The organism is Serratia sp. TSO36 (assembly GCF_057808395.1).
In genome coordinates this window covers 1-22,816 of record NZ_JBJZOU010000005.1, presented here as the reverse complement: position 1 = coordinate 22,816, position 22,816 = coordinate 1, and the positions used below count along the sequence as shown (strand labels likewise).

28 protein-coding genes are annotated in these 22,816 nt (G+C 59.9%); 8 read left to right on the top strand and 20 right to left on the bottom strand.

From position 1 onward, the window contains the following. Positions 1 to 241: 241 nt before the first annotated feature. A complete protein-coding gene (locus tag ACK3CV_RS02300; RefSeq protein ID WP_033636799.1) occupies positions 242 to 799 on the top strand; it encodes a YtfJ family protein in 558 nt (185 codons plus the stop codon). 1 nt (position 800) lies between these two features. Here the strand turns inward: ACK3CV_RS02300 and cysQ are convergent, their stop codons facing one another. Next, positions 801 to 1,541 carry a 3'(2'),5'-bisphosphate nucleotidase CysQ gene (gene cysQ, locus ACK3CV_RS02295; RefSeq protein ID WP_033638653.1) on the bottom strand — a complete coding sequence of 247 codons (741 nt, stop codon included), beginning with the start codon at positions 1,539 to 1,541 and terminating at the stop codon, positions 801 to 803. A 254-nt stretch (positions 1,542 to 1,795) separates the two neighbouring features. On the opposite strand from cysQ, the gene ACK3CV_RS02290 reads away from it, so the two are divergent. Further along, a complete protein-coding gene (locus ACK3CV_RS02290; protein ID WP_060422735.1) occupies positions 1,796 to 3,748 on the top strand; it encodes a bifunctional 2',3'-cyclic-nucleotide 2'-phosphodiesterase/3'-nucleotidase in 1,953 nt (650 codons plus the stop codon). A 113-nt stretch (positions 3,749 to 3,861) separates the two neighbouring features. Beyond that, complete coding sequence (gene ytfE / locus ACK3CV_RS02285; RefSeq protein WP_164038655.1) at positions 3,862 to 4,527, top strand: iron-sulfur cluster repair protein YtfE; 666 nt, start codon at positions 3,862 to 3,864, stop codon at positions 4,525 to 4,527. Between the two features lie 43 nt (positions 4,528 to 4,570). Here the strand turns inward: ytfE and bamJ are convergent, their stop codons facing one another. Further along, the gene (gene bamJ / locus ACK3CV_RS02280) at positions 4,571 to 5,191 is read right to left on the bottom strand and encodes a BamJ family beta-barrel-assembly machinery protein (protein ID WP_004933618.1); all 621 of its coding nucleotides are present in this window, start codon (positions 5,189 to 5,191) and stop codon (positions 4,571 to 4,573) included. Positions 5,192 to 5,458: 267 nt separating this feature from the next. Here bamJ and ACK3CV_RS02275 point away from each other — a divergent pair, with 267 nt between their 5' ends. Beyond that, positions 5,459 to 6,130: an OapA family protein gene (locus ACK3CV_RS02275; protein WP_060388201.1), complete on the top strand. Its 672-nt coding sequence runs from the start codon at positions 5,459 to 5,461 to the stop codon at positions 6,128 to 6,130. Between the two features lie 3 nt (positions 6,131 to 6,133). Here ACK3CV_RS02275 and ACK3CV_RS02270 read toward each other — a convergent pair whose 3' ends face one another. From ACK3CV_RS02270 to rpsF, 5 genes are all read right to left on the bottom strand, one after another. After that, positions 6,134 to 6,487, bottom strand: a complete 354-nt coding sequence (locus ACK3CV_RS02270) for a DUF488 domain-containing protein (RefSeq protein WP_103772861.1) — start codon at positions 6,485 to 6,487, stop codon at positions 6,134 to 6,136. Positions 6,488 to 6,598: 111 nt separating this feature from the next. Continuing rightward, positions 6,599 to 7,051 (bottom strand): 50S ribosomal protein L9, encoded by a 453-nt coding sequence (gene rplI, locus ACK3CV_RS02265; RefSeq protein WP_004933629.1) that lies wholly within the window; start codon positions 7,049 to 7,051, stop codon positions 6,599 to 6,601. A gap of 39 nt (positions 7,052 to 7,090) precedes the next feature. Further along, complete coding sequence (gene rpsR / locus ACK3CV_RS02260) at positions 7,091 to 7,318, bottom strand: 30S ribosomal protein S18 (RefSeq protein ID WP_000135199.1); 228 nt, start codon at positions 7,316 to 7,318, stop codon at positions 7,091 to 7,093. A 4-nt stretch (positions 7,319 to 7,322) separates the two neighbouring features. Continuing rightward, a complete protein-coding gene (priB, locus tag ACK3CV_RS02255; RefSeq protein WP_049233092.1) occupies positions 7,323 to 7,640 on the bottom strand; it encodes a primosomal replication protein N in 318 nt (105 codons plus the stop codon). Between the two features lie 8 nt (positions 7,641 to 7,648). Beyond that, positions 7,649 to 8,047 carry a 30S ribosomal protein S6 gene (rpsF, locus tag ACK3CV_RS02250; protein ID WP_004933634.1) on the bottom strand — a complete coding sequence of 133 codons (399 nt, stop codon included), beginning with the start codon at positions 8,045 to 8,047 and terminating at the stop codon, positions 7,649 to 7,651. 236 nt (positions 8,048 to 8,283) lie between these two features. On the opposite strand from rpsF, the gene ACK3CV_RS02245 reads away from it, so the two are divergent. Beyond that, positions 8,284 to 8,490: a hypothetical protein gene (locus ACK3CV_RS02245; protein ID WP_125863085.1), complete on the top strand. Its 207-nt coding sequence runs from the start codon at positions 8,284 to 8,286 to the stop codon at positions 8,488 to 8,490. Between the two features lie 10 nt (positions 8,491 to 8,500). Beyond that, on the top strand, positions 8,501 to 8,767 hold the full coding sequence (locus tag ACK3CV_RS02240) for a YdgH/BhsA/McbA family protein (protein WP_033636793.1): 267 nt from the start codon (positions 8,501 to 8,503) through the stop codon (positions 8,765 to 8,767). Between the two features lie 96 nt (positions 8,768 to 8,863). On the opposite strand, the gene ACK3CV_RS02235 is transcribed toward ACK3CV_RS02240, so the two are convergent. Then, a complete protein-coding gene (locus ACK3CV_RS02235; protein WP_086580867.1) occupies positions 8,864 to 9,226 on the bottom strand; it encodes a hypothetical protein in 363 nt (120 codons plus the stop codon). Positions 9,227 to 9,349: 123 nt separating this feature from the next. Further along, a complete protein-coding gene (gene yjfP, locus ACK3CV_RS02230; protein WP_164038658.1) occupies positions 9,350 to 10,102 on the bottom strand; it encodes an esterase in 753 nt (250 codons plus the stop codon). Between the two features lie 127 nt (positions 10,103 to 10,229). Between yjfP and bsmA the strand changes: the two genes are divergently transcribed. Together bsmA and ACK3CV_RS02220 are read left to right on the top strand one after the other, a co-directional pair. Beyond that, positions 10,230 to 10,538: a biofilm peroxide resistance protein BsmA gene (bsmA, locus tag ACK3CV_RS02225; RefSeq protein ID WP_033636788.1), complete on the top strand. Its 309-nt coding sequence runs from the start codon at positions 10,230 to 10,232 to the stop codon at positions 10,536 to 10,538. 122 nt (positions 10,539 to 10,660) lie between these two features. Then, the gene (locus tag ACK3CV_RS02220) at positions 10,661 to 10,936 is read left to right on the top strand and encodes a YdgH/BhsA/McbA family protein (RefSeq protein ID WP_033638652.1); all 276 of its coding nucleotides are present in this window, start codon (positions 10,661 to 10,663) and stop codon (positions 10,934 to 10,936) included. Here ACK3CV_RS02220 and ACK3CV_RS02215 read toward each other — a convergent pair. From ACK3CV_RS02215 to hfq, 11 genes are all read right to left on the bottom strand, one after another. Continuing rightward, a complete protein-coding gene (locus tag ACK3CV_RS02215; RefSeq protein ID WP_033636787.1) occupies positions 10,933 to 11,331 on the bottom strand; it encodes a DUF350 domain-containing protein in 399 nt (132 codons plus the stop codon). The genes ACK3CV_RS02220 and ACK3CV_RS02215 overlap by 4 nt on opposite strands. A gap of 66 nt (positions 11,332 to 11,397) precedes the next feature. Next, positions 11,398 to 13,026: an isovaleryl-CoA dehydrogenase gene (locus tag ACK3CV_RS02210; RefSeq protein WP_164038661.1), complete on the bottom strand. Its 1,629-nt coding sequence runs from the start codon at positions 13,024 to 13,026 to the stop codon at positions 11,398 to 11,400. A 116-nt stretch (positions 13,027 to 13,142) separates the two neighbouring features. Continuing rightward, positions 13,143 to 13,874: a 23S rRNA (guanosine(2251)-2'-O)-methyltransferase RlmB gene (rlmB, locus tag ACK3CV_RS02205; protein WP_004933653.1), complete on the bottom strand. Its 732-nt coding sequence runs from the start codon at positions 13,872 to 13,874 to the stop codon at positions 13,143 to 13,145. Positions 13,875 to 13,935: 61 nt separating this feature from the next. Next, on the bottom strand, positions 13,936 to 16,410 hold the full coding sequence (gene rnr, locus ACK3CV_RS02200; protein ID WP_015376392.1) for a ribonuclease R: 2,475 nt from the start codon (positions 16,408 to 16,410) through the stop codon (positions 13,936 to 13,938). A 59-nt stretch (positions 16,411 to 16,469) separates the two neighbouring features. Further along, the gene (gene nsrR / locus ACK3CV_RS02195; RefSeq protein ID WP_033636784.1) at positions 16,470 to 16,895 is read right to left on the bottom strand and encodes a nitric oxide-sensing transcriptional repressor NsrR; all 426 of its coding nucleotides are present in this window, start codon (positions 16,893 to 16,895) and stop codon (positions 16,470 to 16,472) included. Between the two features lie 233 nt (positions 16,896 to 17,128). Next, positions 17,129 to 18,427, bottom strand: a complete 1,299-nt coding sequence (locus ACK3CV_RS02190) for an adenylosuccinate synthase (RefSeq protein ID WP_033648701.1) — start codon at positions 18,425 to 18,427, stop codon at positions 17,129 to 17,131. A gap of 98 nt (positions 18,428 to 18,525) precedes the next feature. Next, positions 18,526 to 18,726 carry a DUF2065 domain-containing protein gene (locus ACK3CV_RS02185; RefSeq protein ID WP_004933666.1) on the bottom strand — a complete coding sequence of 67 codons (201 nt, stop codon included), beginning with the start codon at positions 18,724 to 18,726 and terminating at the stop codon, positions 18,526 to 18,528. A gap of 63 nt (positions 18,727 to 18,789) precedes the next feature. Then, positions 18,790 to 19,794, bottom strand: coding sequence for a protease modulator HflC (gene hflC, locus ACK3CV_RS02180; RefSeq protein ID WP_004933669.1), 1,005 nt, complete (start codon positions 19,792 to 19,794; stop codon positions 18,790 to 18,792). 3 nt (positions 19,795 to 19,797) lie between these two features. Continuing rightward, entirely contained in the window at positions 19,798 to 21,048 is a 1,251-nt protein-coding gene (gene hflK, locus ACK3CV_RS02175) for an FtsH protease activity modulator HflK (protein WP_033636782.1), read from the bottom strand. 68 nt (positions 21,049 to 21,116) lie between these two features. Then, positions 21,117 to 22,397: a ribosome rescue GTPase HflX gene (gene hflX / locus ACK3CV_RS02170; protein WP_086580865.1), complete on the bottom strand. Its 1,281-nt coding sequence runs from the start codon at positions 22,395 to 22,397 to the stop codon at positions 21,117 to 21,119. 98 nt (positions 22,398 to 22,495) lie between these two features. Next, the gene (gene hfq / locus ACK3CV_RS02165) at positions 22,496 to 22,804 is read right to left on the bottom strand and encodes an RNA chaperone Hfq (protein WP_489009801.1); all 309 of its coding nucleotides are present in this window, start codon (positions 22,802 to 22,804) and stop codon (positions 22,496 to 22,498) included. Positions 22,805 to 22,816 lie beyond the last annotated feature (12 nt).

The following is a 22,816-nucleotide window of genomic DNA, read 5'->3' as shown; positions in this document are numbered from 1 at the left end:
GTAGACCCAGTAAAGACCAGATCGTTCACTTCTGCCCGGTGATCTGCACTGGATTTACACTTTTTGACAGAATTGTATATGATAATTTATAACGTTTTCAGGATATCCCTTCAAAATCTGATGATTAGCGAACCAAGGGAAAATCTGCGATCCGGTTAACAGGACAGACCTCTTATCACATCCTATGCTTTAGGCTGTCGAAGTGCTGTCGCACAAATTTCCCCCATTACAAGGAGAAAGCATGAAAACAAGTCGCATGCTGATGGTATCCCTGCTGCTCGCCCCGCTTTTCGCTTCCGCGCACAACTTCCAGCTCCAGCAGCGCGTGGCGCCGGTCGGCGTCAGCGACAAAGGAGAGCTCAATTACGCTGAAGGTAATTTTAGCTACCAGAACTGGAACAGCGCGCAGCTCAGTGGAAAAGTGCGAGTGATACAACATATTGCCGGCCGCAGCTCCGCCAAAGACATGAACGACCCACTGATTGAAGCGATCAAGAAGGCGAAGCTACCACACGATCGTTACCAAACGACGACAATCGTCAACACCGACGATGCCCTGATGGGCACCGCGATGTTTGTGCGCAGCAGCATTGAAGACAGCAAGAAGGAGTTCCCGTGGTCGCAGTTTATCGTCGACAGCGACGGTAACGTGCGCAAGGCCTGGGATCTGCAGCCGAAAGGCTCCGCCATCGTGGTGCTGGATAAGCAAGGGCGCATTCAGTTTGCCAAAGACGGCGCGCTGACGCCGGAAGAGGTGCAGCAGGTGATGTCCAAGCTGCACCAGCTGTTGGCGAACTAACTCAGAACAGCGACACCCGGAAGCCGGGGTTGAGGAAGGATTCACGCGGGGTATAGAGCAACGGCTTGCCCTGCCAATCGTGAATTTGCGCCCCGGCGGCCACCGCCACCGCATGCCCTGCGGCGGTATCCCAAATGTTGGTCGGCCCGAAGCGCGGATAGAGCTGCGCCTTGCCTTCCGCCACCAGGCAAAACTTCAGCGAGGAGCCGACGGACACGGTCTGGTGCTCGCCCAGCTGCTGCAGATAATCTTTCAGCTCGTCGTCGATATGCGAGCGGCTCACCACCACCAGCGGCGGATGCGCGTTGCTGACGCCGATCGCCTGCCGCACGCCCTTCTCTTCTTTCCAGGCCTTGCCGCGCTCCGCCAGATACAATACGTCTATCGCCGGCGCGTACACTACGCCCATCACCGCCTGCCCCTCTTCAATCAGAGCGATATTGACCGTGAACTCACCGTTGCGGTGCAAAAACTCTTTGGTGCCGTCCAGCGGATCGACCAGCCAGTAACGCGTCCAGCTGCGGCGCTCTTCCCACGCCGGCGGATCTTCTTCCGACAGCAGCGGCACCTCGGGCGTCAGCGCCGCCAGGCCGCGCTTGATGATGTGATGCGCCGCCAGATCGGCCGCCGTCACCGGTGAATCATCTTTTTTCTGTGCGACATCAAGCGGTTGTTCACCGTCGTACACCGCCATGATCGCCGCCCCCGCCTCGCGGGACAGTTGGCAAATTCGCTCTAACATCATGCACCTCAACTCTGCATCTCCGTGGGAAATTTCCCTCTGTCTCTGCTAGCAGACTAGTTTTTTTTACGCCGAATATCCATCTCAACCGGCTAACCCCCGGGAATTCCTCAGATCTTGTTGGGCACAACTGTGAACTTCCCCGCGTTACCTGCCGCCGTTTTCTGCCACACTTCACAGTTTACTGTGGCAAGCAATGTTAATTACATTTCCCTCTGCGATAACACTCGAATAATGGAATGGAGAGCCCCCAAATGATGAAGCATCCACTGACGCTGTCCGCGCTTGCGCTGCTGGTGTGCGCCTCGGCGCAGGCGGCGACCGTCGATCTGCGCGTGCTGGAAACCACCGATCTGCACAGCAACATGATGGACTTCGATTACTACAAGGACACGCCGACCGACAAGTTCGGCCTGGTGCGCACCGCCAGCCTGATCCAGCAGGCGCGCCAACAGGCTACCAACGCGGTGTTGGTGGACAACGGCGACATCATTCAGGGCAGCCCGCTCGGCGACTACATGGCGGCCAAGGGGTTGAAGCCGGGCGACGTGCACCCGGTCTATAAGGCGATGAACACGCTGGACTACGTGGTCGGCAACATCGGCAACCATGAATTCAACTACGGGCTGGACTACCTGAAGAACGCCATCGCCGGCGCCAAATTCCCGTACATCAACGCCAACGTCATCGACGCCAAAACGCAAAAACCGCTGTTCACGCCCTACATCATCGTCGATACGCCGGTGAAGGACCGCGACGGCAAGGCGCATACGCTGCGCATCGGCTACATCGGCTTCGTGCCGCCGCAGATCCTGGTGTGGGATAAAGCTAACCTGCAGGGCAAAGTGACGGTGGACGACATCACCGCCACCGCCAAGCGCTACGTGCCGGAAATGCGTAAACAGGGCGCCGATCTGGTGGTGGCGATCCCGCATTCCGGGCTGTCCAGCGAGCCTTACAAGGCAATGGCGGAAAACTCGGTCTATTACCTCAGCCAGGTACCGGGCATCGACGCCATCATGTTCGGCCACGCCCATGCGGTGTTCCCGAGCAAGGACTTCGCCAACATCAAAGGCGCGGATATCGATAAAGGCCTGCTGAACGGCGTACCGGCGGTGATGCCGGGCCAATGGGGCGATCATCTCGGCGTGGTCGACCTGCAGCTCAACAACGATGGCGGCAGCTGGAAAGTGACCGCCGCCAAAGCGGAAGCGCGGCCGATCTACGACAAAGAGAACAAGAAATCGCTGGCGGCGGAAGACGCCGCGCTGGTGAAAGTGTTGGCGGACGATCACAAGGGCACGCGCGAGTTCGTCAGCCAGCCGATCGGCAAATCCGACGGCAATATGTACAGCTACCTGGCGCTGGTGCAGGACGATCCGACGGTGCAGATCGTCAACAATGCGCAGAAGGCCTACGTTGAACATTACATTCAGGGCGATCCGGATCTGGCCGATCTGCCGGTGCTGTCGGCGGCGGCGCCGTTCAAGGTCGGCGGCCGCAAGAACGATCCGGCCAGCTTCGTCGAAGTGGAAAAGGGCCAGCTCACCTTCCGCAACGCCGCCGATCTCTATCTCTACCCCAATACCCTGGTAGTAGTGAAGGCCAGCGGCAAAGAGGTGAAAGAGTGGCTGGAGTGCTCCGCCGGCCAGTTCAACCAGATCGACGTCAACAGCGCCAAGCCGCAGGGCTTGATCAACTGGGACGGCTTCCGCACCTATAACTTCGACGTGATCGACGGCGTCAACTACCAGATCGACGTCAGCCAGCCGGCACGCTACGACGGCGAATGCCAGCTGATCAACGACAAGGCGGAGCGCATCAAGCAGCTGACCTTCAACGGCAAGCCGATCGATCCGAACGCCACCTTCCTGGTCGCCACCAACAACTACCGCGCCTACGGCGGCAAGTTTGCCGGCACCGGCGACAAACACATCGCCTTCGCTTCGCCGGATGAGAACCGTTCGGTGCTGGCGGCCTACATCAGCGCCGAAACCCAACGGCACGGCGCGGTGCATCCGCAGGCGGACAACAACTGGCGTTTGGCGACCTTCAACAGCCAGCAGCCGCTGGATATCCGCTTCGAGACTTCGCCGTCGGACAAAGCGACGGCGTTTATCAAGGAGCACGCTCAATATCCGATGACCGCCGAGGGCAATGACCGTATCGGCTTCACGGTCTATCGCATCGATTTAAGCGCGAAATAATCACCCGGCCGGGGCAATCCCCCGGCCATCTTCGCTATTTTCCCACTGGCGCGCCCTTTAAATTGCATTTAAAATGCATGTTATAAAATTCCTTCGTTTAAAGAGGCACTACCATGGATTACCGCAACCAATCCCTTGGCGCGCTCGCCATCGCCATTCCCCGGGCATCCCGACTGTTTCGCCAGCATCAGCTGGATTTCTGCTGCGGCGGCCGGCAGTCGCTGGCGCGCGCCGCCGAGCGTAAAGGGCTGGACATCGACCAGTTGGAGAACGCGCTGGCCGCACTCGCCGCCACGCCGGAACAAAGCCGGGACTGGCGCACAGCGCCGCTCGGTGAGGTGATCGATTACATTCTGCCGCGCTTTCATCAGCGGCACCGCGAGCAATTGGCAGAACTGGTGCTGATGGCGGAAAAAGTCGAACGCGTGCACGGCGACAAACCCAGCTGCCCGCGCGGGTTGGCGAAGCAGCTGAACCTGATCCGCCTGGATCTGGAGAATCACATGATGAAAGAGGAACAGGTCCTGTTCCCGCTGATCAAACAGGGCATGGGGCCGCAGGCCGCCGGACCGATTTCGGTGATGGAGCATGAGCACGACGAGGCGGGTGAGCAGCTGGAAGTGGTGAAGTTCCTCACCGATAACGTGACGCCGCCGGAGGGCGCCTGCACCACCTGGCGAGCGCTGTACACCGGCATCGATGAGTTTATCGGCGATCTGATGGAGCACATCAGCCTGGAAAACAATCTGCTGTTCCCGCGCGCGCTGCGCGGCGCATAAAATAAGGGCGCCACGAAGGCGCCCGGAGCAATCCTCGGTGGGATTACAGGATTTCCAGCAGCTCGACGTCGAACACCAGCGCGCTGAACGGCGGGATGGACGCGCCAGCGCCACGCTCGCCGTAGGCCAGGTTGTGCGGGATATACAGCTGCCATTTGGAGCCGACCGGCATCAGGGTCAGCGCTTCGATCCAGCCTGGGATCACGCCGCTGACCGGGAATTCTGCCGGCTGGCCGCGCTCGACCGAGCTGTCGAACACGTCGCCGTTGATCAGACGACCGGTGTAGTGCACGCGCACGCGGTCCTGACGGGACGGGATCGGGCCGTTGCCCTGCTCCAGCACGGAGAACTGCAGGCCGGACTCGGTCAGCGTCACGTCGTCGCGCTTGGCGTTGTCGTCCAGGAATTTCTGGCCTTCCACGGCCATCGCCTGCTGGCGCTCGCGGCGCACCGCGTCCGCACGCTCGTGGATTTCACGCAGCGCACGGTGCACCACGTCTACCGGAACCGCCGGGGCATTCCCTTCCAGCGCGTCACGCAGGCCCGCCAGCAAAGCTTCCGGTTGCAAACCTTCCAGCCCGGACTCTTGCAGCTGCTGGCCGACCTGTAAACCAATCCCGTAACTTGCTTGCGCTTCAACGCTGTCAAAAGAAGGGGTTGTCATGGGGTTTTCCTTAAGTCTGTAAAAAGTCGAAAGCGCAGCATAACAGCGCGTCAATGCCGGGTAAAATCTTGTGTGGAGAATGATGACTTTTGTCGTAGAAAAAGAAACAATAACCTTCTGTTAACGCCCGCAGCCGCAAACCCCGGCCCTGCCGCTCAGCCGCCTTTCACTTCAATCAGTTAGCGGACTATACTGAAAGCAGGATATCGGGCAGGCGACGCGCTTGCCGCGCCGCGCTCATTATTACGCCGTCGAAGAGAGGTCACCATGGGCAGAATCGCGCCCAGGAGAAGGAAAACCACCCGCATCTACCAGCCGCTGCTGCGCACCTGGCTGAACGTCAGCCAGCGCCTGAAACCGGGCGCCGCACCCACGTCTGAAGGCGCGGAACCGCCATCGGAGCCACCGCCGGCCAACGACAAAATGCAGCTGGTCAAAGCGCTGCTGGCCAAAGTCTGGCATCTGCCGGACGGTTTCCATTGGATGGAGCCGCTGCCCTACTTTCACCGCCGCTGGGTGCTGATTTTCGGCGCTATCCTGCTGCTGGCCCTGCTGTGGCCCTACTCGCCCGAAAGACAGCCGTTCCCGGTATCCCAGCAGGAAACCAGCGTGCCGCTGCAGGCCGAGCGGCAAAACGGCGGCGGCGCCACTCCAGCCAACGAACCGACGCCGGCGGGCAACTGGCAGCGTTATCAGATCCAGCCCGGCCAGACCCTGGCTCAGCTGTTTCGCGACAACAATCTGCCGGTGAATGAAGTGTTCGCCATGGCGCAGGTGGAAGGCGGCGACAAGCCGCTGAGCAACATGAAAGCCGGCCAGGAAGTGCGCATCGAACGCGGTGCCAACGGCATGATTAACGCGCTGTCGGTGACCACGGTGGACAACAGCCAGGCGCTGTTCCGCCGCCAGGCCGACGGCAGCTACCGCCGGGAACGCTAATCCCTACAGCTGCGCCAGCAAAAACTCGCGCAGCACCACGCCCTGGTTGTGCTCGGTATCTTTGCTGCCATACAGCAGCGTCAGCGCTTGCCCCTGCCGTAACAGCGCCACCAGCGGCCGCCAGGCGTCGTTGGCCGCCAGCTGTTGGCGATAACGCGCCTCGAAGACCGCCCACTGGTCGGTATGCTGATGGAACCACTTGCGCAGCTCATCATCCGGCGCCACCTGTTTCAGCCACTGCACGCCCGTCAGCCGCGCCTTGCTGATGCCGCGCGGCCATAGCCTGTCTATTAGATAACAGTGTTCCGGCGCCGGCGCGCTGAAATCGTAAACCCGCTGTAGCGTAATCTTTGCCATCGCACGCTCTCCTTTTTATCCCGTCTTCAAGCGTAGCGCGTTTTGCCGGGCGCAGAAAAGCAAAACGCCAGCGCGAGGCTGGCGTTTTAACCGGGTTAACAGCAGCGTAAATTACGCTTCTGCAACCACAACTACATTCAGCTGTGCGAACACGTCGCTGTGTACCTGGAAGTGCACTTCGTGCTCGCCAGTGGTACGCAGAACGCCGTTCGGCAGACGAACTTCGCTCTTGGCAACTTCAACGCCTGCCGCAGTCACTGCGTCAGCGATGTCGCGGGTGCCGATAGAGCCGAACAGTTTACCTTCGTCGCCAGATTTGGAAGCGATGGTGACTGAACCCAGTTCGTTGATCTTGGTTGCGCGAGCTTCAGCAGCAGCCAGAACGTCAGCCAGTTTGGCTTCCAGTTCAGCACGGCGTGCTTCGAAGAACTCAACGTTTTTCTTGGTAGCAGGAACAGCTTTGCCCTGTGGTACCAGGAAGTTACGAGCGTAGCCCGCTTTAACGTTAACTTGATCACCCAGGCTGCCCAGGTTTGCTACTTTATCAAGCAGAATAACTTGCATTACCTTATCCTCTCAAAGTCGTTAATGGACAGTGGCCGATTACTGATGACGATCAGTGTACGGCAACAAAGACAGGTAGCGCGCGCGCTTGATAGCACGGGCCAGCTGGCGCTGATATTTTGCACGAGTACCGGTGATACGGCTCGGTACAATTTTACCACTTTCGGTGATGTAGTTTTTCAGCGTAGCGATGTCTTTATAGTCAATCTCTTGAACGCCTTCCGCGGTGAAACGGCAGAACTTGCGACGACGGAAATAACGTGCCATTTGGCTAGTCTCCAGAATCTATCAATTCAATCTGCTCGGCATGCAGAACCAATTTGCTCAGCCCGTTGCGCCCTTGATGGCAGCTTACAAAGCCTTGCACGGTAATCTGACTGCCGACCGTTAATCTTTGAGTTAGTGCTTGTGACTGTTGTCCGCTGACAACCACGGGCATTCGGCACCATGCTTGTCTGCTGAATCCGGCTTCCATCTGCTGCGAACGGTGCTCTAGCACAAATTGGCAGTGCGGTATCCCGGAAGGACTCACTTTTCGAACCGGCGCCTTGCACACAGTGCCCGACAAAACCAGACGATTAGCCGTCACGGCGGCAATTACTCTTCAGAATCCCCAGCATCTGCATCATCTGCGGTTTCGTTAGCGAAGTCTTCGCGGCGATCGCCACGACGTTCGTCTTTCGCTTTAACCATCGGAGATGCTTCAGTTACCGCGTGCTTAACGCGCATAACCATGCTGCGGATAACGGCGTCGTTGAAGCGGAAGTTAGTTTCCAGCTCATCGATCGCTTCCTGCGGCGCTTCAACGTTCAGCAGAACGTAGTGAGCCTTGTGCAGTTTGTTGATCGGATAAGCCAGCTGACGGCGGCCCCAGTCTTCCAGACGGTGAATCTGACCTTGCGCGTTAGTGATGGTAGCACTGTAACGCTCGATCATGCCCGGAACCTGTTCGCTTTGGTCAGGATGGACCATAAAAACGATTTCGTAATGACGCATCGAATTGCTCCTTACGGATTATTCAGCCTCCTGTCAGGGTCAACCGCGGCCCATGGAAGCAAGGAACGTGTTTAGTGTGCGGCTGAAAAATGACGCGTAATCATACTGACGCAGGGCGGGAAACTCAAGGACTGCGTGGGTTTTATTCGCGTTAATGCGAGGCGTTATGGGAAATAGCACGATTTGCTCGTGGGAGAACCTATGTACGCCGATCCATCGGTTTCAAAAATCTTTCAATGAAATCAGCGCTGAGTCACAAATCTATTTCACTTTTTTTGAAAGAGGCCATCAAAAGACCCCGCTTTTTAATCCGCCGCAACGGTCTAAAATTAACCATATCCGCCGCAGACAGCGCGACGAAAAAGATTCCAGGTTATTCAATGCAGATAAATGACTTTTTGCCGCAGCGACACTCGCTGTCAGGCCGTAACGGCAAAAAGTAAGAGAGGCACTATGAAACGCATCATTCTCGCAACGGCGCTGGCCGCCCTGTTCTCCGCCAACGTAATGGCCGCCACGGAGATCACGTCGCACCAGGCCGATCAACGCCAGAGCGTCGGCTTCGTCACCCTGAACCAGAACGTGGTTTCGCCGGATGACGCCAGCAGCCAGGTCAGTAAAATTGCCGATCAACGCGGCGCGACCTCTTATCGCATCATCGCCCTGCACGAACCGGGCGACAACAGCACGATGCACGTCAGCGCCGAGCTGTATCGCTAAAGAGACAAGCCACGCCAGGGAAATCCCCAGGGCTTCATCAGAAAGCCCGTTCAGTCCGCACCGGAGCGCCGCCCGTTGGGCGCTCCGCTTTCCTCATCAGAACTTGAGCAGCGCCGGCATGCTGAACGCCTTGCCCGGATTATGCAATTGCAGCGCCGTCCGCAGATAGTTCGTTCGCGTTTGCAGCAGCTCTGCGCTTTCGGTCAGGGTCGCTCGCTGCTCGAATGAGAGCGTACCGGCTGCCACGGGGTGAGTGGGCGCCGCTTTCGCCGCGGAGGCGAACAGCGCCGTCACGTTTTGCATCGTCTGCGCGGTGATGCGCGACAGCGGATTCGCCTTGTTTTGCCGCGCCTTGCCGTCGGCGGCCCCCAACATCTCGCTGAAGGCCGCTGAGTTAAGCTCGGCGCGTGCTTTCATCGTTCCCATTAAACCGGCCGCACTGCCGATGTTTTTTATCATGCCCTTTGCTCCTTGCTGCCCTGAAAGAATTCACGCTGGCATTCTGCCCTTTATTCGGCCATACGATGGCCGAAACAGCAGGCACAGAGCGGTGCAATTCCCTGCATCGCACCCGGCGGAGCATTACAGCTCACGGCGGAAGAAGTCGGCCGTGGCGGACAGCGCCAGCGGCGTGATGCGGTGCTTCACCCCCGGTTCGACGAGCGACGTCAGACGGCTGTCCGCACCTTGCCGGCGCAGTTCAGCCGCCAAACGCAGGCTGTCCGCCGCCGGCACCACGTCGTCCGTCTCGCCGTGCCACAGCAACAGCGGCCGCCCGGCGATCGCCGCCAAACGCCCCTCCAGCTCATATTCCGCCAGCACGGCGGTGCGCGCCGCAAACGCCGCCGGCGAGAGCGCCTCGCCCTCTGCGCCCAACGGCGGATACAGCGTTTGCGCCAGCGAACGGTAATAGCCGGAACCCATCAGGCTGGCGGCCGCCCGGACCCACGGGAAGCGCACGAAGACGCCAAGCGCGGTCATGCCCCCCATAGAGGCGCCGGCGACGCCGATACGCCCGTCGGCAATCTGGCCGAGCCGCTCAAAATGCGCCTTGATCTGCGGCAGCTCGTCGATATTGCTGCGCAGGATCTCCCAAAACGTGGCCAGACGCCGCGCCTCATCGCCATCGAACCGCTCGCCGTGCCGATCGGCATCCGGCAATACCACCCGAAAACCGACGCGCGCCAGCGCATAGGCGAAGTAGGCGTACACCTCTTTCGACGAGGTATAGCCATGACAGAAGAACACCGTCGGCAACGGCCGATGATACTGCCCCGCCGGCACCGCATGGATCACCGCGATATCGCCCGCCCGCTCGTCATGAATTTCGATCATCCGTTCATCCTCAACGCACCTGTTGGCATTCATCATGACAAACTTGCGCCAGCCAGCGTTAGCTCAATCTGTTCCAGCTTATATTGCGTTACACTGAAGCCATCGTACCGGCTCTTTCGAGGTCATCATGACGCTTGTCCGCACACTTATCGCCCTGACGCTGGCCGCACAGCTTTCCGCCTGCGGCATCATGACCACCACGCCGAAACCGCCGCCACCGCCCACCGCACAGGCGCAGGAGATCGTGCGCGCGCAGACAGCCGAGCTGGTGAAAATGGGCACCGTCACCGCCGTGGTGCGCGGCAGCCCGATGGACGTGGAAGCGGAGATCCAGCGCAAGGCCACCGCCGCCGGCGCCCGGTATTACGTGATCATCATGAACAGCGAAACCATCGTGCCGGGCCAATGGTATTCCCAGGCAATCCTGTATCGGTAAGACGGGGATTTTTTAAGCAGATTTACACTGACTTTGCACAGGCTGAAGTAGGGTGTTGCACACTGGCGGACAGCATGCCGCATGTTGCGGGTGCGATTCAGGATCTGACGAAGGGGAACGCCATGAAACGCTCCACCGCACTCACCTCCCTCCTGCTTTCAGTAGGGCTGCTCAGCACCGGCGCACAGTCCGCCGAACTGGCGCCCGCCGATCGCGTGACGCCGCTCAGTGAAATCGCCGAGATCACCTTTAACGATCTGCCCGGTTCACCGCAGGAGGCGGAGCAGGCCATCGCCCGCACCGCCGGCCAGCACGGCGCCAGCTATTACCGCATCCTGCGGATGGAAGAACAGGCGCACCCGCTTGGCTGGCGCGCCTCGGCCATCTTATACCTTTAGTAGCTCATGCAAGCCGCATTCAACACGCCGCCGCTGACGGAGACGCCCCCCAGGAAAATCCCGGCGGCCAGGTGGTTCGCTTCGATCTTGTCGCTGATGCGCGGCATGTAGATCTTCACGGCCGCGAACAACAGCAGTTGCACCACCAGCGCCACCACGCCCCACAGCAGGTAATCCAGCAGGCTGATCGAGTTGATCGCCGCGCTGGCCAACGGGATCACATACCCCAGGCAAGCGCCGATGAAAGCAAAGGCGGCGGATTGGTTATCGGCCTTGATCAGCGCCCATTCGTCGTGCGGGGTGATGCGGGTATAGACGAACAGAAACACCAAAACCATGGCGAAACCGCTGAAGAAGTAAGAGGCGAACGCCGCCAACGCGCTGAGAATATCCATGTGCATTTTCCTGTCAGAGTGAGACTGAATTAAAAAGGTTTTCGCCGCCGCGCGCCACCCTTTTCCCTAACCGCCGATGGCGCGGTTCAGCAGCAGTTCGCACACCTCGGCCGACAGCAGGCTCTCGCCGCGGTGATCCAGCGTCAGATGGCACCAGGCGTCGGCTACCAGCGGGCTGGCGTGCTGCAGCAGCTGCGCGGCGCAGCACAGATCGAACAGCTGCTGGGTCAGCAGCCGCCCCATCTCCTCACTCGGTTGCCGGGCGCGCTGCTGCCACTGCCGCCAGGCATGATCGAACAACCGATTCTGGCCGCGCACCGGCTGCAGTTCGAACTGCAGCATCTCGAGCGCGCCCGGCAGTTTGTGCAGGCTGCGCAATACGTCCAGACACATGATGTTGCCGGAACCTTCCCAGATGCTGTTGACCGGCATCTCGCGATACAGGCGCGGCAGCTCGCTCTCTTCGCAGTAGCCGATGCCGCCCAGCACCTCCATCGCCTCGGCGATGAACGGCATGCCCTGGCGGCAGATGCTGTATTTGGCCGCCGGGGTTAGCAGACGGCTGTAAATCAGCTCGCCCTCATTGCTGCGGCTCTCCCAGGCGCGGGCCAGCCGGAACAGCAACGCGGTATGCCCTTCCAGCCGCAGCGCCATGCGCGCCAGAACCTGGCGCATCAGCGGTTGTTCGATCAAGAGCTTGCCGAACGCCTGCCGCTGCAGCGCATGATACAGCGCCACCGACAGCCCGCGGCGCATCAGGCCGTGGCTGCCGAGCGAGCAGTCGAAACGGGTCAGGCCGCCCATCTTCAGGATATGCCGCACGCCGTCACCCTCCTCCCCCAGCAGCCAGGCGGTGGCGTCCTGAAATTCCACTTCGCTGCTGGCGTTGGAGCGGTTACCCAGCTTGTCTTTCAATCGCTCCAGGCGAATGGCGTTGCGGCTGCCGTCCGGCAAAATGCGCGGCAGGAAGAAACAGGACAACCCGCCTTCGGCCTGCGCCAGCACCAGGTGCGCATCGCTCTGCGGCACCGAGAAGAACCACTTGTGCCCCACCAGCCGGTAGGCTTCACCCGGCCCGCGCGCGCCGAGCGGCGCGGCGGTGGTGGTATTGCTCAGGACATCGGAGCCGCCCTGTTTCTCCGTCATGCCCATGCCGATGAGCAGGCCGCGCTTTTGCCCGCCCGGCAGCAGGTGAGCGTCATAACGATCCGACAGCAGCGGCGTCAGCCATGAGCGAAACTCGGCCGGTAACGCCTGCAGCAACAGCGGCGTAGCGCCGAAGGTCATGGTCACCGGGCACAGCGTGCCGGCCTCGACCTGCGCATGCAGCATAAAGCGCGCGGCGCGCGCCACGAAGGAACCGATGCGCGCATCCTCCTGCCAGGGCAGGTTGTGCACCCGGTTGGCGATCAGCCCCTGCATCAGGATATGCCAGGCGGGGTGAAAGCGAACGTCGTCCAGCCGCTGGCCGGTGGCGTCGTAGCGCAGCAGCTCCGGCGGGTTGGCATTGGCCAGGCGCCCCAGCTCCAGCGACTCCTGGGTGCCGAGCTGCTGGCCCAGCGAGGCCAATACCTCGGCGTCCCAGCCGCCCTGCTCGCGCTGCAACGCTTCGCGCAGCGGCGTATCGGAGAGAAACAGGTTGCTGTTGCCCAGCGGCTTGGGTTGGTTAAAAACGGTGTGCGTAGTCCAGACCATGAGAGTGCTCCCTGAGAAAAGCGTCAGGAGTAAGTATGGTCGGCGCAGAGATTTCTGCCGCAGGCGGGATCACAAGAGGGGGAATTAACGGGAGCACTAAGCCCCCGTCAGAAGAATCAGCCGCGCTGGCGCACCGCTTCGAACAGGCAGATGCCGGTGGCGACCGACACGTTCAGCGAAGAGACGGTGCCGGCCATCGGGATACTGATCAGTTCGTCGCAGTGTTCGCGGGTCAGACGACGCATGCCTTCGCCTTCCGCGCCCATCACCAGCGCCATCGGGCCGGTCATTTTGCTCTGATACAGCGTATGGTCGGCTTCGCCGGCGGTGCCCACCACCCAGACGTTCATTTCCTGCAGCAGACGCAGCGTGCGCGCCAGGTTGGTCACGCGGATCAGCGGCACGTTTTCGGCGGCGCCGCAGGCCACTTTCTTGGCGGTGGCGTTCAGCTGGGCGGAACGGTCGCGCGGCACGATCACCGCGTGCACGCCGGCAGCGTCGGCGCTGCGCAGGCAGGCGCCGAGGTTATGCGGGTCGGTCACGCCGTCCAGCACCAGCAGGAACGGTGTCTCCACGCTTTCCAGCAGGCCCGGCAGATCGTTCTCCTGATACTGACGCCCTTCGCGCACCCGGGCGATGATCCCCTGGTGCACCGCGCCTTCAACCTTGTCATCCAGCCATTGGCGGTTCGCCACCTGGATCACGATGCCGGTCGCTTCCAGCTCGGCGATCAGCGGTTGCAGGCGGCGATCTTCGCGGCCTTTCAGGATAAACACTTCCAGGAAGCGTTGCGGATCGCGCTCTAACAGGGCTTTGACGGCGTGAATGCCGTAAATAATTTCGCTCATGATGCTCTTTTAAATTCGTGCGGCCGGCGATAACCGGCCGATGATAACGATGTGCGGCAGGTTAAGCCTGCTCGGCACCTTTCTTCTTGGCTGCGCGTTTGGCTTTGGTCGCCGCCGCGATTTTCCGCGTTTTGTCGGACGCTTTCTTGGCTTTCTTTTTCGCCTTCTTCACGTTGTCCGCGGGCTTGGCGTCATCCTGCTTGCGGAAGGCGCTGTCCGGCTCGAAGTTGGCCGGCGGTTTGCCGCCGCGGCGCTTGCCGCGCCCCGCGCTGCCGTTGTCGCGCAGCGTGCGCTGGCCGCCCTTCTTGGCGCGATCGCGCTCGGTTTTGCCTTCACCGCGCGCTTTGCGGGTGCTGGACACCAGCGCGAAGTCGATCTTGCGCTCGTCCATATGCACCGCGTCCACGCGGATCTCCACCGTATCCCCCAGGCGATAGACGGTGCCGGAAGATTCGCCAATCAGGCGCTGGCCGATATTATCGTAGCGATAGTAATCATTATCCAGCGTTGATACGTGCACCAGCCCGTCGATGAACAGATCGTTCAGGCGCACGAAGAAGCCGAAGCCGGTCACGCTGGAGATGATGCCGCTGAACACTTCACCGACGTGATCCTGCATGAAGTCGCACTTCAGCCAGTCGGCGACGTTGCGCGTCGCTTCGTCCGCGCGGCGCTCGGTCATCGAGCAGTGTTCGCCCAGCTGCAGCATCTCTTCGAATTCGCTGTGCCAGCCGCCGGTCGGCGTCCAGCGCTCTTTCGGCTCGCCGTGTTCTTTGGCCAGCTGATATTTGATCGCGCGGTGCAGCGCCAGATCCGGATAACGACGGATTGGCGAGGTGAAGTGGCCGTAAGACGCCAGCGCCAGGCCGAAGTGGCCGCGGTTTTCCGGATCGTAAATCGCCTGCTTCATCGAACGCAGCAACATGGTTTGCAGCATTTCGTGGTCAGGGCGCTCGGACACTTCATCCATCAGCACCGCATAGTCCTTCGGCTGCGGCTTGTTGCCACCGCCCAACGTCAGCCCCAGCTCGCTCAGCACGCTGCGCAGCGCGGAGATGTGGTCGTCGCTCGGACGATCGTGCACGCGGTACAGCGCCGGCTCGTTGCGTTTCTCGACGAAGCGCGCGGCCGCCACGTTGGCCATGATCATGCACTCTTCGATCAGCTTGTGGGCGTCGTTGCGCACCGTCGGCTCCACGCGTTCGATGCGACGCTCGGCGTTGAAAATGAACTTGGCTTCTTCGGTTTCAAACGCGATGCCACCACGCTCGGCGCGCGCCTTATCCAGCACCTTATACATCGCGTGCAGCTCTTCCAGGTGCTTGACCAGCGGATGGTAGTGCTCGCGCAGCTCCTGATCGCCCTGCAGAATGTGCCACACCTTGTTGTAGGTCAGGCGGGCGTGCGAGCTCATCACCGCCTCGTAAAACTTGGCCGTGGACAGGCGCCCCTGGGCGGAGATGGTCATCTCGCACACCATGCACAGGCGATCGACCTGCGGGTTCAGGGAGCACAGCCCGTTGGACAGCACTTCCGGCAGCATCGGGATCACCTGCGACGGGAAGTACACCGAGTTGCCGCGGCTGCGCGCTTCGTCGTCCAGCGCGGTGCGCGGGCGCACGTAGTAACTGACGTCGGCGATCGCCACCCACAGGCGCCAGCCGCCGCCGCGTTTCTTCTCACAGTACACGGCGTCATCGAAGTCGCGTGCGTCTTCACCGTCGATGGTGACCAACGGCAGTTTGCGCAGATCGACGCGGCCCTTCTTGGCCGCTTCCGGCACCTGCTCGCTGAGATCGGCCACCTGTTTTTCCACCTGCGGCGGCCAGGTATGCGGGATCTCATGGGTGCGCAGCGCGATGTCCACCGCCATGCTGGTGCCCATCTTGTCGCCGAGGATCTCGACGATCTTGCCGACCGCCTTGGTGCGGCGGGTCGGGCGCTGAGTCAGCTCCACCACCACCATAAAGCCCATGCGCGCGCCGCTGACGCTGTCCGCCGGGATCAGAATATCGAAGCTCAGACGGCTGTCGTCCGGCACCACGAAGCCGGTGCCGGCGTCCATGAAGAAGCGGCCGACAATCTGGCTGGTTTTCGGCACCAGCACGCGCACGATGCGCGCTTCGCGGCGCCCTTTGCGATCCGCGCCCAGCGCCTGCGCCAGCACCACGTCACCGTGGATCGCCATTTTCATCTGTTCGGCAGACAGGTACAGATCGTCTTTGCTGCCTTCAACGCGCAGGAAGCCGTAGCCGTCGCGGTGGCCGATCACCGTGCCGCGCAGCAGATCCAGACGTTCCGGCAGCGCGTAGCACTGGCGGCGGGTAAACACTAACTGGCCATCGCGCTCCATGGCGCGCAGGCGGCGACGCAGCGCTTCCAGCTGCTCTTCACCGCTGAGGCCCAGTTCGTTGCCCAGTTCTTCGCGGCTGGCCGGCGTTTCTCTTTTCGCCAAATGGGCCAGGATATATTCACGACTGGGGATAGGGGATTCGTATTTTTCTGCTTCTCGTTCCAGGAATGGATCTTGTGACATTGCGGTTCCTCCGTTGTCATCAGCAGGATGACGTTGAGCCTTGTCTTCTCAACGTCGTTTTATTCGACAAGCAATAGCTTGTAGAGCGGCGGATTGTCTTCGACCATGTCGGCCAACGTATGCTTATCCAGCTCTTCAAGGAAATTCTGTACGCCCTGGTGGAGCACCTGCTTCAATCGGCAGGCAGGGGTGATGTGGCAAAAATCACTGCTGCAGTTAACCAGCGCGAGCGGCTCCAGCGCCCGTACCACGTCGCCGAGGCGAATGCTCTCGGCCGGTTTGCCCAAGCGAATGCCGCCATGCTTGCCGCGCACCGCCGTGACAAAACCTACCCGGCTCAACTGATTGATGATCTTCACCATATGGTTGCGAGACACGCCGTAAACCTCGGTCACTTCCGAGATGCTGGTCATCTTGTCCTGCGGCAACGAGGCCATGTAGATCAACGCCCGCAGGCCATAATCAGTAAAACTTGTTAACTGCACATCTTACCTCTGGGTATCGTTTTACCCGTCTGATACGCCGCTTTTCGGCGCTATTCAAAAGATTACTCATTGGATAATAAACCAGCCGGAGAGTTCGTCGCTAATTATTTAGCGAATCCCGCGCCCTAAGGCGGGTTTATGAAAGGATTTTTTGACGTGAAACCGCAATCGGAGGGAGTCAGGATAAAAACAAACCGGGACGCGCCCGGTTTGTTTAATGCCGCAAAGCCTGATTATGCGTCGAACGGGTCGCGCAAGATCATGGTTTCGCTGCGATCCGGGCCGGTAGAGATGATATCTACCGGTACGCCGGTCACTTCTTCGATGCGCTTGATGTAGTTCAGCGCAGCTTGAGGCAGCTTGCTGTGCTCTTTCACGCCAAAGGTGGTTTCGCTCCAGCCCGGCATGGTTTCGTAGATAGGCTCGATGCCTTCCCAGCCTTCAGCCGCCAGCGGAGTGGTGTCCACTTCACGGCCGTCCGGCATGCGGTAACCCACGCAGATCTTCACTTCTTTCAGGCCGTCCAGGACGTCCAGCTTGGTCAGGCAGAAGCCGGACAGGGAGTTGATCTGCACGGCGCGGCGCACCGCTACCGCGTCCAGCCAGCCGGTACGACGACGACGGCCGGTGGTGGCGCCGAACTCGTTACCCTGCTTGCACAGGTACTCGCCGGTTTCATCGAACAGCTCGGTTGGGAACGGACCTGCACCCACGCGAGTGGAGTAAGCTTTCACGATGCCCAGCACGTAGTCCACATAACGCGGGCCGATGCCGGAACCGGTAGCCACGCCGCCGGCGGTGGTGTTGGAAGAGGTGACGTACGGGTAAGTACCGTGGTCGATATCCAGCAGGGTGCCCTGAGCGCCTTCGAACATGATCAGGTCGCCACGCTTGCGCGCGCCGTCCAGCAGTTCGGAAACGTCAACCACCATGGCGGTCAGGATGTCGGCGATAGACAGCACGTAGTCCAGCGTCGCCTGATAATCGACGGCTTCAACTTTGTAGTAGTTGACCAGCTGGAAGTTGTGGTAATCGACGATCTCTTTCAGCTTAACGGCGAAGGTTTCTTTGTTGAACAGATCGCTGACGCGCAGACCGCGACGAGCGACTTTATCTTCGTAAGCCGGGCCGATGCCGCGACCGGTGGTGCCGATCGCTTTTGCGCCGCGCGCTTTCTCACGCGCGTTATCCAACGCAACGTGGTAAGGCAGGATCAACGGGCAAGCTTCAGAGAGTAACAGACGTTCGCGTACCGGGATGCCACGCGCTTCGAGTTCACCCATTTCTTTCATCAACGCGTCCGGCGCCAGAACAACACCGTTGCCGATGATGCTGGTGACGTTTTCACGCAAAATACCTGAAGGAATTAAATGAAGAACGGTTTTTTCACCGTTGATTACCAGAGTGTGGCCAGCGTTATGGCCACCTTGGTAGCGCACAACATATTGAGCCCGTTCAGTCAGCAGGTCTACAACCTTGCCTTTACCTTCGTCACCCCATTGGGTGCCCAGTACGACGACGTTCTTACCCATTTTTCAAAATCACCGATTGCTTAAAAATGGATTCTACCACCGTAATTTTCGATTTTCAGCACTTTTAGCATACGATTGCATAAATTTTGGGCTAGACTTTAAAGACCCGTGCGGCCGCTCAACATGTAGTAGATCACGCAGCCCGCAACCACTATTCCACCGCCAAATCGCCGCAGCGTCGCGTCCGGCAACTGCGACATCGCCACAATCATTTTGCGCCAGGCCTGCGGAAACAGCATCGGCCCCAATCCTTCCAACACCAGAACCAGCCCGAGCGCCAGCCAAATCGTTGAGTTCATGCATCCCCCAAAAACGAGAAAGGGCCCGCGTAAACGGGCCCTCGATCAGATTGCCTGCCGCGCTTACTTGCGCAGGGTATCAGGCGACTTCATGTAGCGGAAGAAATCGCTGTCCGGGCTCAGTACCAGCACGTCCTGGTTGTCCTTGAAGCTGGCTTCATAGGCACGCAGGCTGCGGATAAAGGCATAGAAGTCCGGATCCTGGCTGAACGCGTTGGCGAATAGCTTGGCCGCTTCGGCATCGCCTTCACCGCGGGTGATACGCGCCTGACGCTCGGCTTCCGCCAGGGTGCGGGTCACTTCGTAGTCCGCGCTGGCGCGCAGCTTCTCGGCTTCTTCCTGGCCCTGCGAGCGCAGACGACGGGCTACCGCTTCACGCTCGGCGCGCATACGCTGGTAGATGGCGTCGGACACTTCGGCCGGCAGGTTGATCTGCTTGATACGCACGTCGATCACTTCGATGCCCAGCGCCGCCATGCTGTTCGGGTTAACCTGCGGCTGTTTGCCGGTGGTTTCCCGCTCAACGCGCGCCGCCGCAGAGGCGATAGCGTCATCGGCTTCGGTGGTCGCCACTTCTTCGCCATCACCCACGGTGCCGGTGTTCAGCGCGTCACGCACGTCGGACATCAGCTTGCCGCGCGAGTCAGTCACGATGTCTTTCACGTCCAGGCGGCCGATTTCGGAACGCAGACGGTCGCTGAACTTGCGTTTCAGCAGCACTTCGGCCTGGGAGACGTCGCCGCCGCCGGTCGCCAGGTAGTAACGGCTGAAGTCGCTGATGCGCCACTTCAGATAGGAGTCGACGATCAGGTCTTTCTTCTCGCTGGTCACGAAACGATCGGCCTGGTTGTCCATGGTCTGGATGCGCGCATCCAGGTTCTTCACGGTCTCAATGAACGGGATCTTGAGGTGCAGACCCGGCGCATACACCAACGGCTTGTTTTCGCCGTCGCGCAGAACCTTGCCGAAGCGCAGTACGATGCCGCGCTGGCCTTCCTGCACCACGAACAGCGAAGCGTACAGCACCACCAGCACCGCGAGGACAATAACTACAAAAGACTTACGCATTGATTACTCTCTCCCTACGCGAGTGGTGTCGTCACGCTGCGCATTCGCCCGGCGCTGATCCATAATCGAACCGCCGCTGGTGCGCGGGGCGCTGCTGTTGGCAGCCGGCGCAGGATTCGGATTGAGGCGAATCAGGCTGGTATCCTTGTTGCCGCTCTCCGGCGCCGCGCCTTGGCCGCGCAGCATCTGATCCAGCGGCAGCACCATCAGGTTGTTGCCTTTGTCGCTCACCAACACCTTACGGGTATGGCCCAGCACTTTTTCCATGGTTTCGATATACAGACGCTCGCGGGTGATCTGCGGTGCGGACTTGTATTCCGGCAACAGCTTGGCAAAGCGCGCCACCTCACCCTGAGCTTCCAGGACGGTACGGTCCTTATAAGCCTTGGAGTCTTCCAGCAGACGCTGCGCCTGGCCGTTCGCACGCGGCTGAACTTCGTTGGCGTAAGCTTCCGCTTCACGGATGTATTGCTGCTCGTTCTCACGCGCGGCGATCGCATCGTCGAAGGATGCCTTCACCTCTTCCGGCGGACGCGCCGCCTGGAAGTTGACGTCCAGCAGCGTGATGCCCATGTTGTAAGGACGAATGGTCTCTTCCAGCATGCGCTGCGTATCGTTACGCACCACGGTACGGCCTTCGGTCAGGATGCGGTCCATCGAGTATTTGCCGATCACGCCGCGCAGGGCGCTGTCGGTCGCCTGGCTCAGACTGTCGTCGGCATTGACGACGCTGAACAGGTACGCTTCCGGGTTGGTCACGCGGTACTGCACGTTCATTTCCACGCGCACCACGTTTTCATCGGAGGTCAGCATCACGCCGGACGCCGCCAGCTCGCGCACGGATTCCACGTTCACCGGACGCACGTCGTCGATGAAGGTCGGCTTCCAGTTCAGGCCCGGCTGCACCAGGTGGCTGAACTTGCCGAAACGCGTCACGACGCCGCGCTCGGCTTCCTTGATGGTGTAGAAGCCGCTGGCGGCCCAAATCACCACCACGGCCACCGCCGCGATACCGATAATGCGGCCGCTGAAGCCCGGACCAGAGGTGCCGGTGCCGCCGCTATTGCTGTTGGAGCCTTTGCCCCCGCCGAAACCGCTCAATTTCTTGCTCAGTTTGCGGAAGATATCGTCCAAATCAGGTGGCCCTTGATCACGACCGCCTTTGTTGTTACCGCCAGAGTTGCCGCCATTGTTATTGCTGCTCCCCCACGGGTCGCGGTCCTGTCCGTTATTACCGGGCTGATTCCACGCCATGTTTTAGCTCCATATTCTGTGATTGGGTACTTCAGGCTTTCGCGAAGCATAAATGTAACAGGATATGATCATACGATAAAGTCAATCAGGTCCTGTTCTTGCTTGCAGAGACGACGCCATTCGACGATCGGCATTCGCACCACCACGCCAATGCTGCCGTCCTCCTCGTTCCACTCTTTTTCAATCGCCTGAAGCTGGTAAAAACGGCTGCGAAGACGGCCTGCCCGTGGCGGTAAGCGCAATTTGTAATGCGCGATCTCCCCCGATAAGCGCTCCGTCAACGCCTGATACAGCAACGGAATACCCTCTCCGCTGGCGGCGGACAGCCACACCCGGATCGGCAGGTTTTCGTCGTTGCGGTCGATACGCGGCACAAAATCGTCCAGCATATCTATTTTGTTCATCACTAACAGTGTAGGGATTTCATCCGAGTCTATCTCCGCCAGCACGGTGTTCACCGCTTCGATGTTCTCATCGACGCGCGGATCTGCGGCATCGATGACGTGCAGCAGCAGAGATGCCTGGCGCGTTTCCTGCAGCGTTGCCTTGAAGGCGGCCACCAGATCGTGCGGCAGGTGCCGGATAAAGCCTACGGTATCCGCCAACACGGTATCCCCCACGTCCGGCACGTCAATGCGCCGCAACGTAGGATCCAGGGTGGCAAATAGCTGATCCGCCGCATACACCTCGGCAGACGTTATTCGGTTAAACAGGGTGGATTTGCCGGCGTTGGTGTAGCCAACCAGCGATACGGTCGGCACATCGGCGCGGGTCCGCGCGCGTCGGCCTTGTTCACGCTGCTTTTCTACCCGCTCCAGGCGGCGCAGAATCAAGCTGATGCGATCGCGCAACAGGCGACGGTCGGTCTCAAGCTGGGTTTCCCCCGGCCCACGCAGGCCAATCCCCCCTTTTTGCCGCTCCAGGTGCGTCCAGCCGCGTACCAGACGCGTGGCAATGTGACGCAACTGCGCCAGCTCCACCTGCAGCTTACCTTCATGGGTGCGGGCACGCTGGGCGAAGATGTCTAAAATCAGCCCGGTGCGATCGATCACCCGGCATTCGCACAGGCGCTCGAGGTTTCTTTCCTGCGCCGGGGAAAGGGAATGATCAAACAGGACAACAGACGCGCCGCTGGCTTTCACCGCATCTGCAATTTCTTCGGCCTTTCCTTCGCCGACAAAGTACTTCGGATGCGGGGCTTTGCGGCTACCGGTCACCACTTGCAAAGCTTCGACACCGGCTGAGGAAACCAACGATTCGAACTCGTTGAGGTCTTCCGTATCTTTGTCTTGCGAGAAATAGATATGAACCAGTACGGCCTGCTCACCGGCTTCATAACGGTCAAACAAGCGTGCAACCTCTCAAACGGACACTCACCGTGAGTTTGGGGGACATAAACAGCCCGCGGCTGCTTATGCTCCCCGTCATGGTTGACTTGCAACGCGCTTTATTCAGCGTCATCGCTTTCCTGCTGCGGCTGTTGCTGCGCAGACGGATTGTTGCCATGGTGATAGTTGCTTGAACCGCCGCTCGGGTTGTTGCTGTGATGCGAGACCGGGCGAGACGGGACAACGGTAGAGATAGCGTGCTTGTACACCATCTGGCTAACCGTGTTCTTCAACAGGATGACAAACTGGTCACAAGACTCAATCTGGCCTTGCAGCTTAATACCATTCACCAAATAAATAGAAACCGGAACACGTTCACGACGCAATGCGTTCAGGAACGGATCTTGCAAAGATTGCCCCTTAGCCATTCTATCTTTTCC

Bases quoted from the DNA above. Each gene is read 5' to 3' on its own strand.
- hflK (WP_033636782.1), bottom strand. From the start codon at position 21,048: ATGGCGTGGAATCAGCCCGGTAATAACGGACAGGACCGCGACCCGTGG.
- ACK3CV_RS02220 (WP_033638652.1), top strand. From the start codon at position 10,661: ATGAAACGCTCCACCGCACTCACCTCCCTCCTGCTTTCAGTAGGGCTG.
- ACK3CV_RS02240 (WP_033636793.1), top strand. From the start codon at position 8,501: ATGAAACGCATCATTCTCGCAACGGCGCTGGCCGCCCTGTTCTCCGCC.
- hfq (WP_489009801.1), bottom strand. From the start codon at position 22,804: ATGGCTAAGGGGCAATCTTTGCAAGATCCGTTCCTGAACGCATTGCGT.
- bsmA (WP_033636788.1), top strand. From the start codon at position 10,230: ATGACGCTTGTCCGCACACTTATCGCCCTGACGCTGGCCGCACAGCTT.
- cysQ (WP_033638653.1), bottom strand. From the start codon at position 1,541: ATGTTAGAGCGAATTTGCCAACTGTCCCGCGAGGCGGGGGCGGCGATC.
- rpsR (WP_000135199.1), bottom strand. From the start codon at position 7,318: ATGGCACGTTATTTCCGTCGTCGCAAGTTCTGCCGTTTCACCGCGGAA.
- yjfP (WP_164038658.1), bottom strand. From the start codon at position 10,102: ATGATCGAAATTCATGACGAGCGGGCGGGCGATATCGCGGTGATCCAT.
- ACK3CV_RS02185 (WP_004933666.1), bottom strand. From the start codon at position 18,726: ATGAACTCAACGATTTGGCTGGCGCTCGGGCTGGTTCTGGTGTTGGAA.
- ACK3CV_RS02290 (WP_060422735.1), top strand. From the start codon at position 1,796: ATGATGAAGCATCCACTGACGCTGTCCGCGCTTGCGCTGCTGGTGTGC.
- ACK3CV_RS02275 (WP_060388201.1), top strand. From the start codon at position 5,459: ATGGGCAGAATCGCGCCCAGGAGAAGGAAAACCACCCGCATCTACCAG.
- ACK3CV_RS02245 (WP_125863085.1), top strand. From the start codon at position 8,284: ATGAAATCAGCGCTGAGTCACAAATCTATTTCACTTTTTTTGAAAGAG.
- ytfE (WP_164038655.1), top strand. From the start codon at position 3,862: ATGGATTACCGCAACCAATCCCTTGGCGCGCTCGCCATCGCCATTCCC.
- hflC (WP_004933669.1), bottom strand. From the start codon at position 19,794: ATGCGTAAGTCTTTTGTAGTTATTGTCCTCGCGGTGCTGGTGGTGCTG.
- ACK3CV_RS02215 (WP_033636787.1), bottom strand. From the start codon at position 11,331: ATGGATATTCTCAGCGCGTTGGCGGCGTTCGCCTCTTACTTCTTCAGC.
- rplI (WP_004933629.1), bottom strand. From the start codon at position 7,051: ATGCAAGTTATTCTGCTTGATAAAGTAGCAAACCTGGGCAGCCTGGGT.
- ACK3CV_RS02300 (WP_033636799.1), top strand. From the start codon at position 242: ATGAAAACAAGTCGCATGCTGATGGTATCCCTGCTGCTCGCCCCGCTT.
- bamJ (WP_004933618.1), bottom strand. From the start codon at position 5,191: ATGACAACCCCTTCTTTTGACAGCGTTGAAGCGCAAGCAAGTTACGGG.
- rpsF (WP_004933634.1), bottom strand. From the start codon at position 8,047: ATGCGTCATTACGAAATCGTTTTTATGGTCCATCCTGACCAAAGCGAA.
- ACK3CV_RS02190 (WP_033648701.1), bottom strand. From the start codon at position 18,427: ATGGGTAAGAACGTCGTCGTACTGGGCACCCAATGGGGTGACGAAGGT.
- ACK3CV_RS02270 (WP_103772861.1), bottom strand. From the start codon at position 6,487: ATGGCAAAGATTACGCTACAGCGGGTTTACGATTTCAGCGCGCCGGCG.
- rnr (WP_015376392.1), bottom strand. From the start codon at position 16,410: ATGTCACAAGATCCATTCCTGGAACGAGAAGCAGAAAAATACGAATCC.
- ACK3CV_RS02235 (WP_086580867.1), bottom strand. From the start codon at position 9,226: ATGATAAAAAACATCGGCAGTGCGGCCGGTTTAATGGGAACGATGAAA.
- ACK3CV_RS02210 (WP_164038661.1), bottom strand. From the start codon at position 13,026: ATGGTCTGGACTACGCACACCGTTTTTAACCAACCCAAGCCGCTGGGC.
- rlmB (WP_004933653.1), bottom strand. From the start codon at position 13,874: ATGAGCGAAATTATTTACGGCATTCACGCCGTCAAAGCCCTGTTAGAG.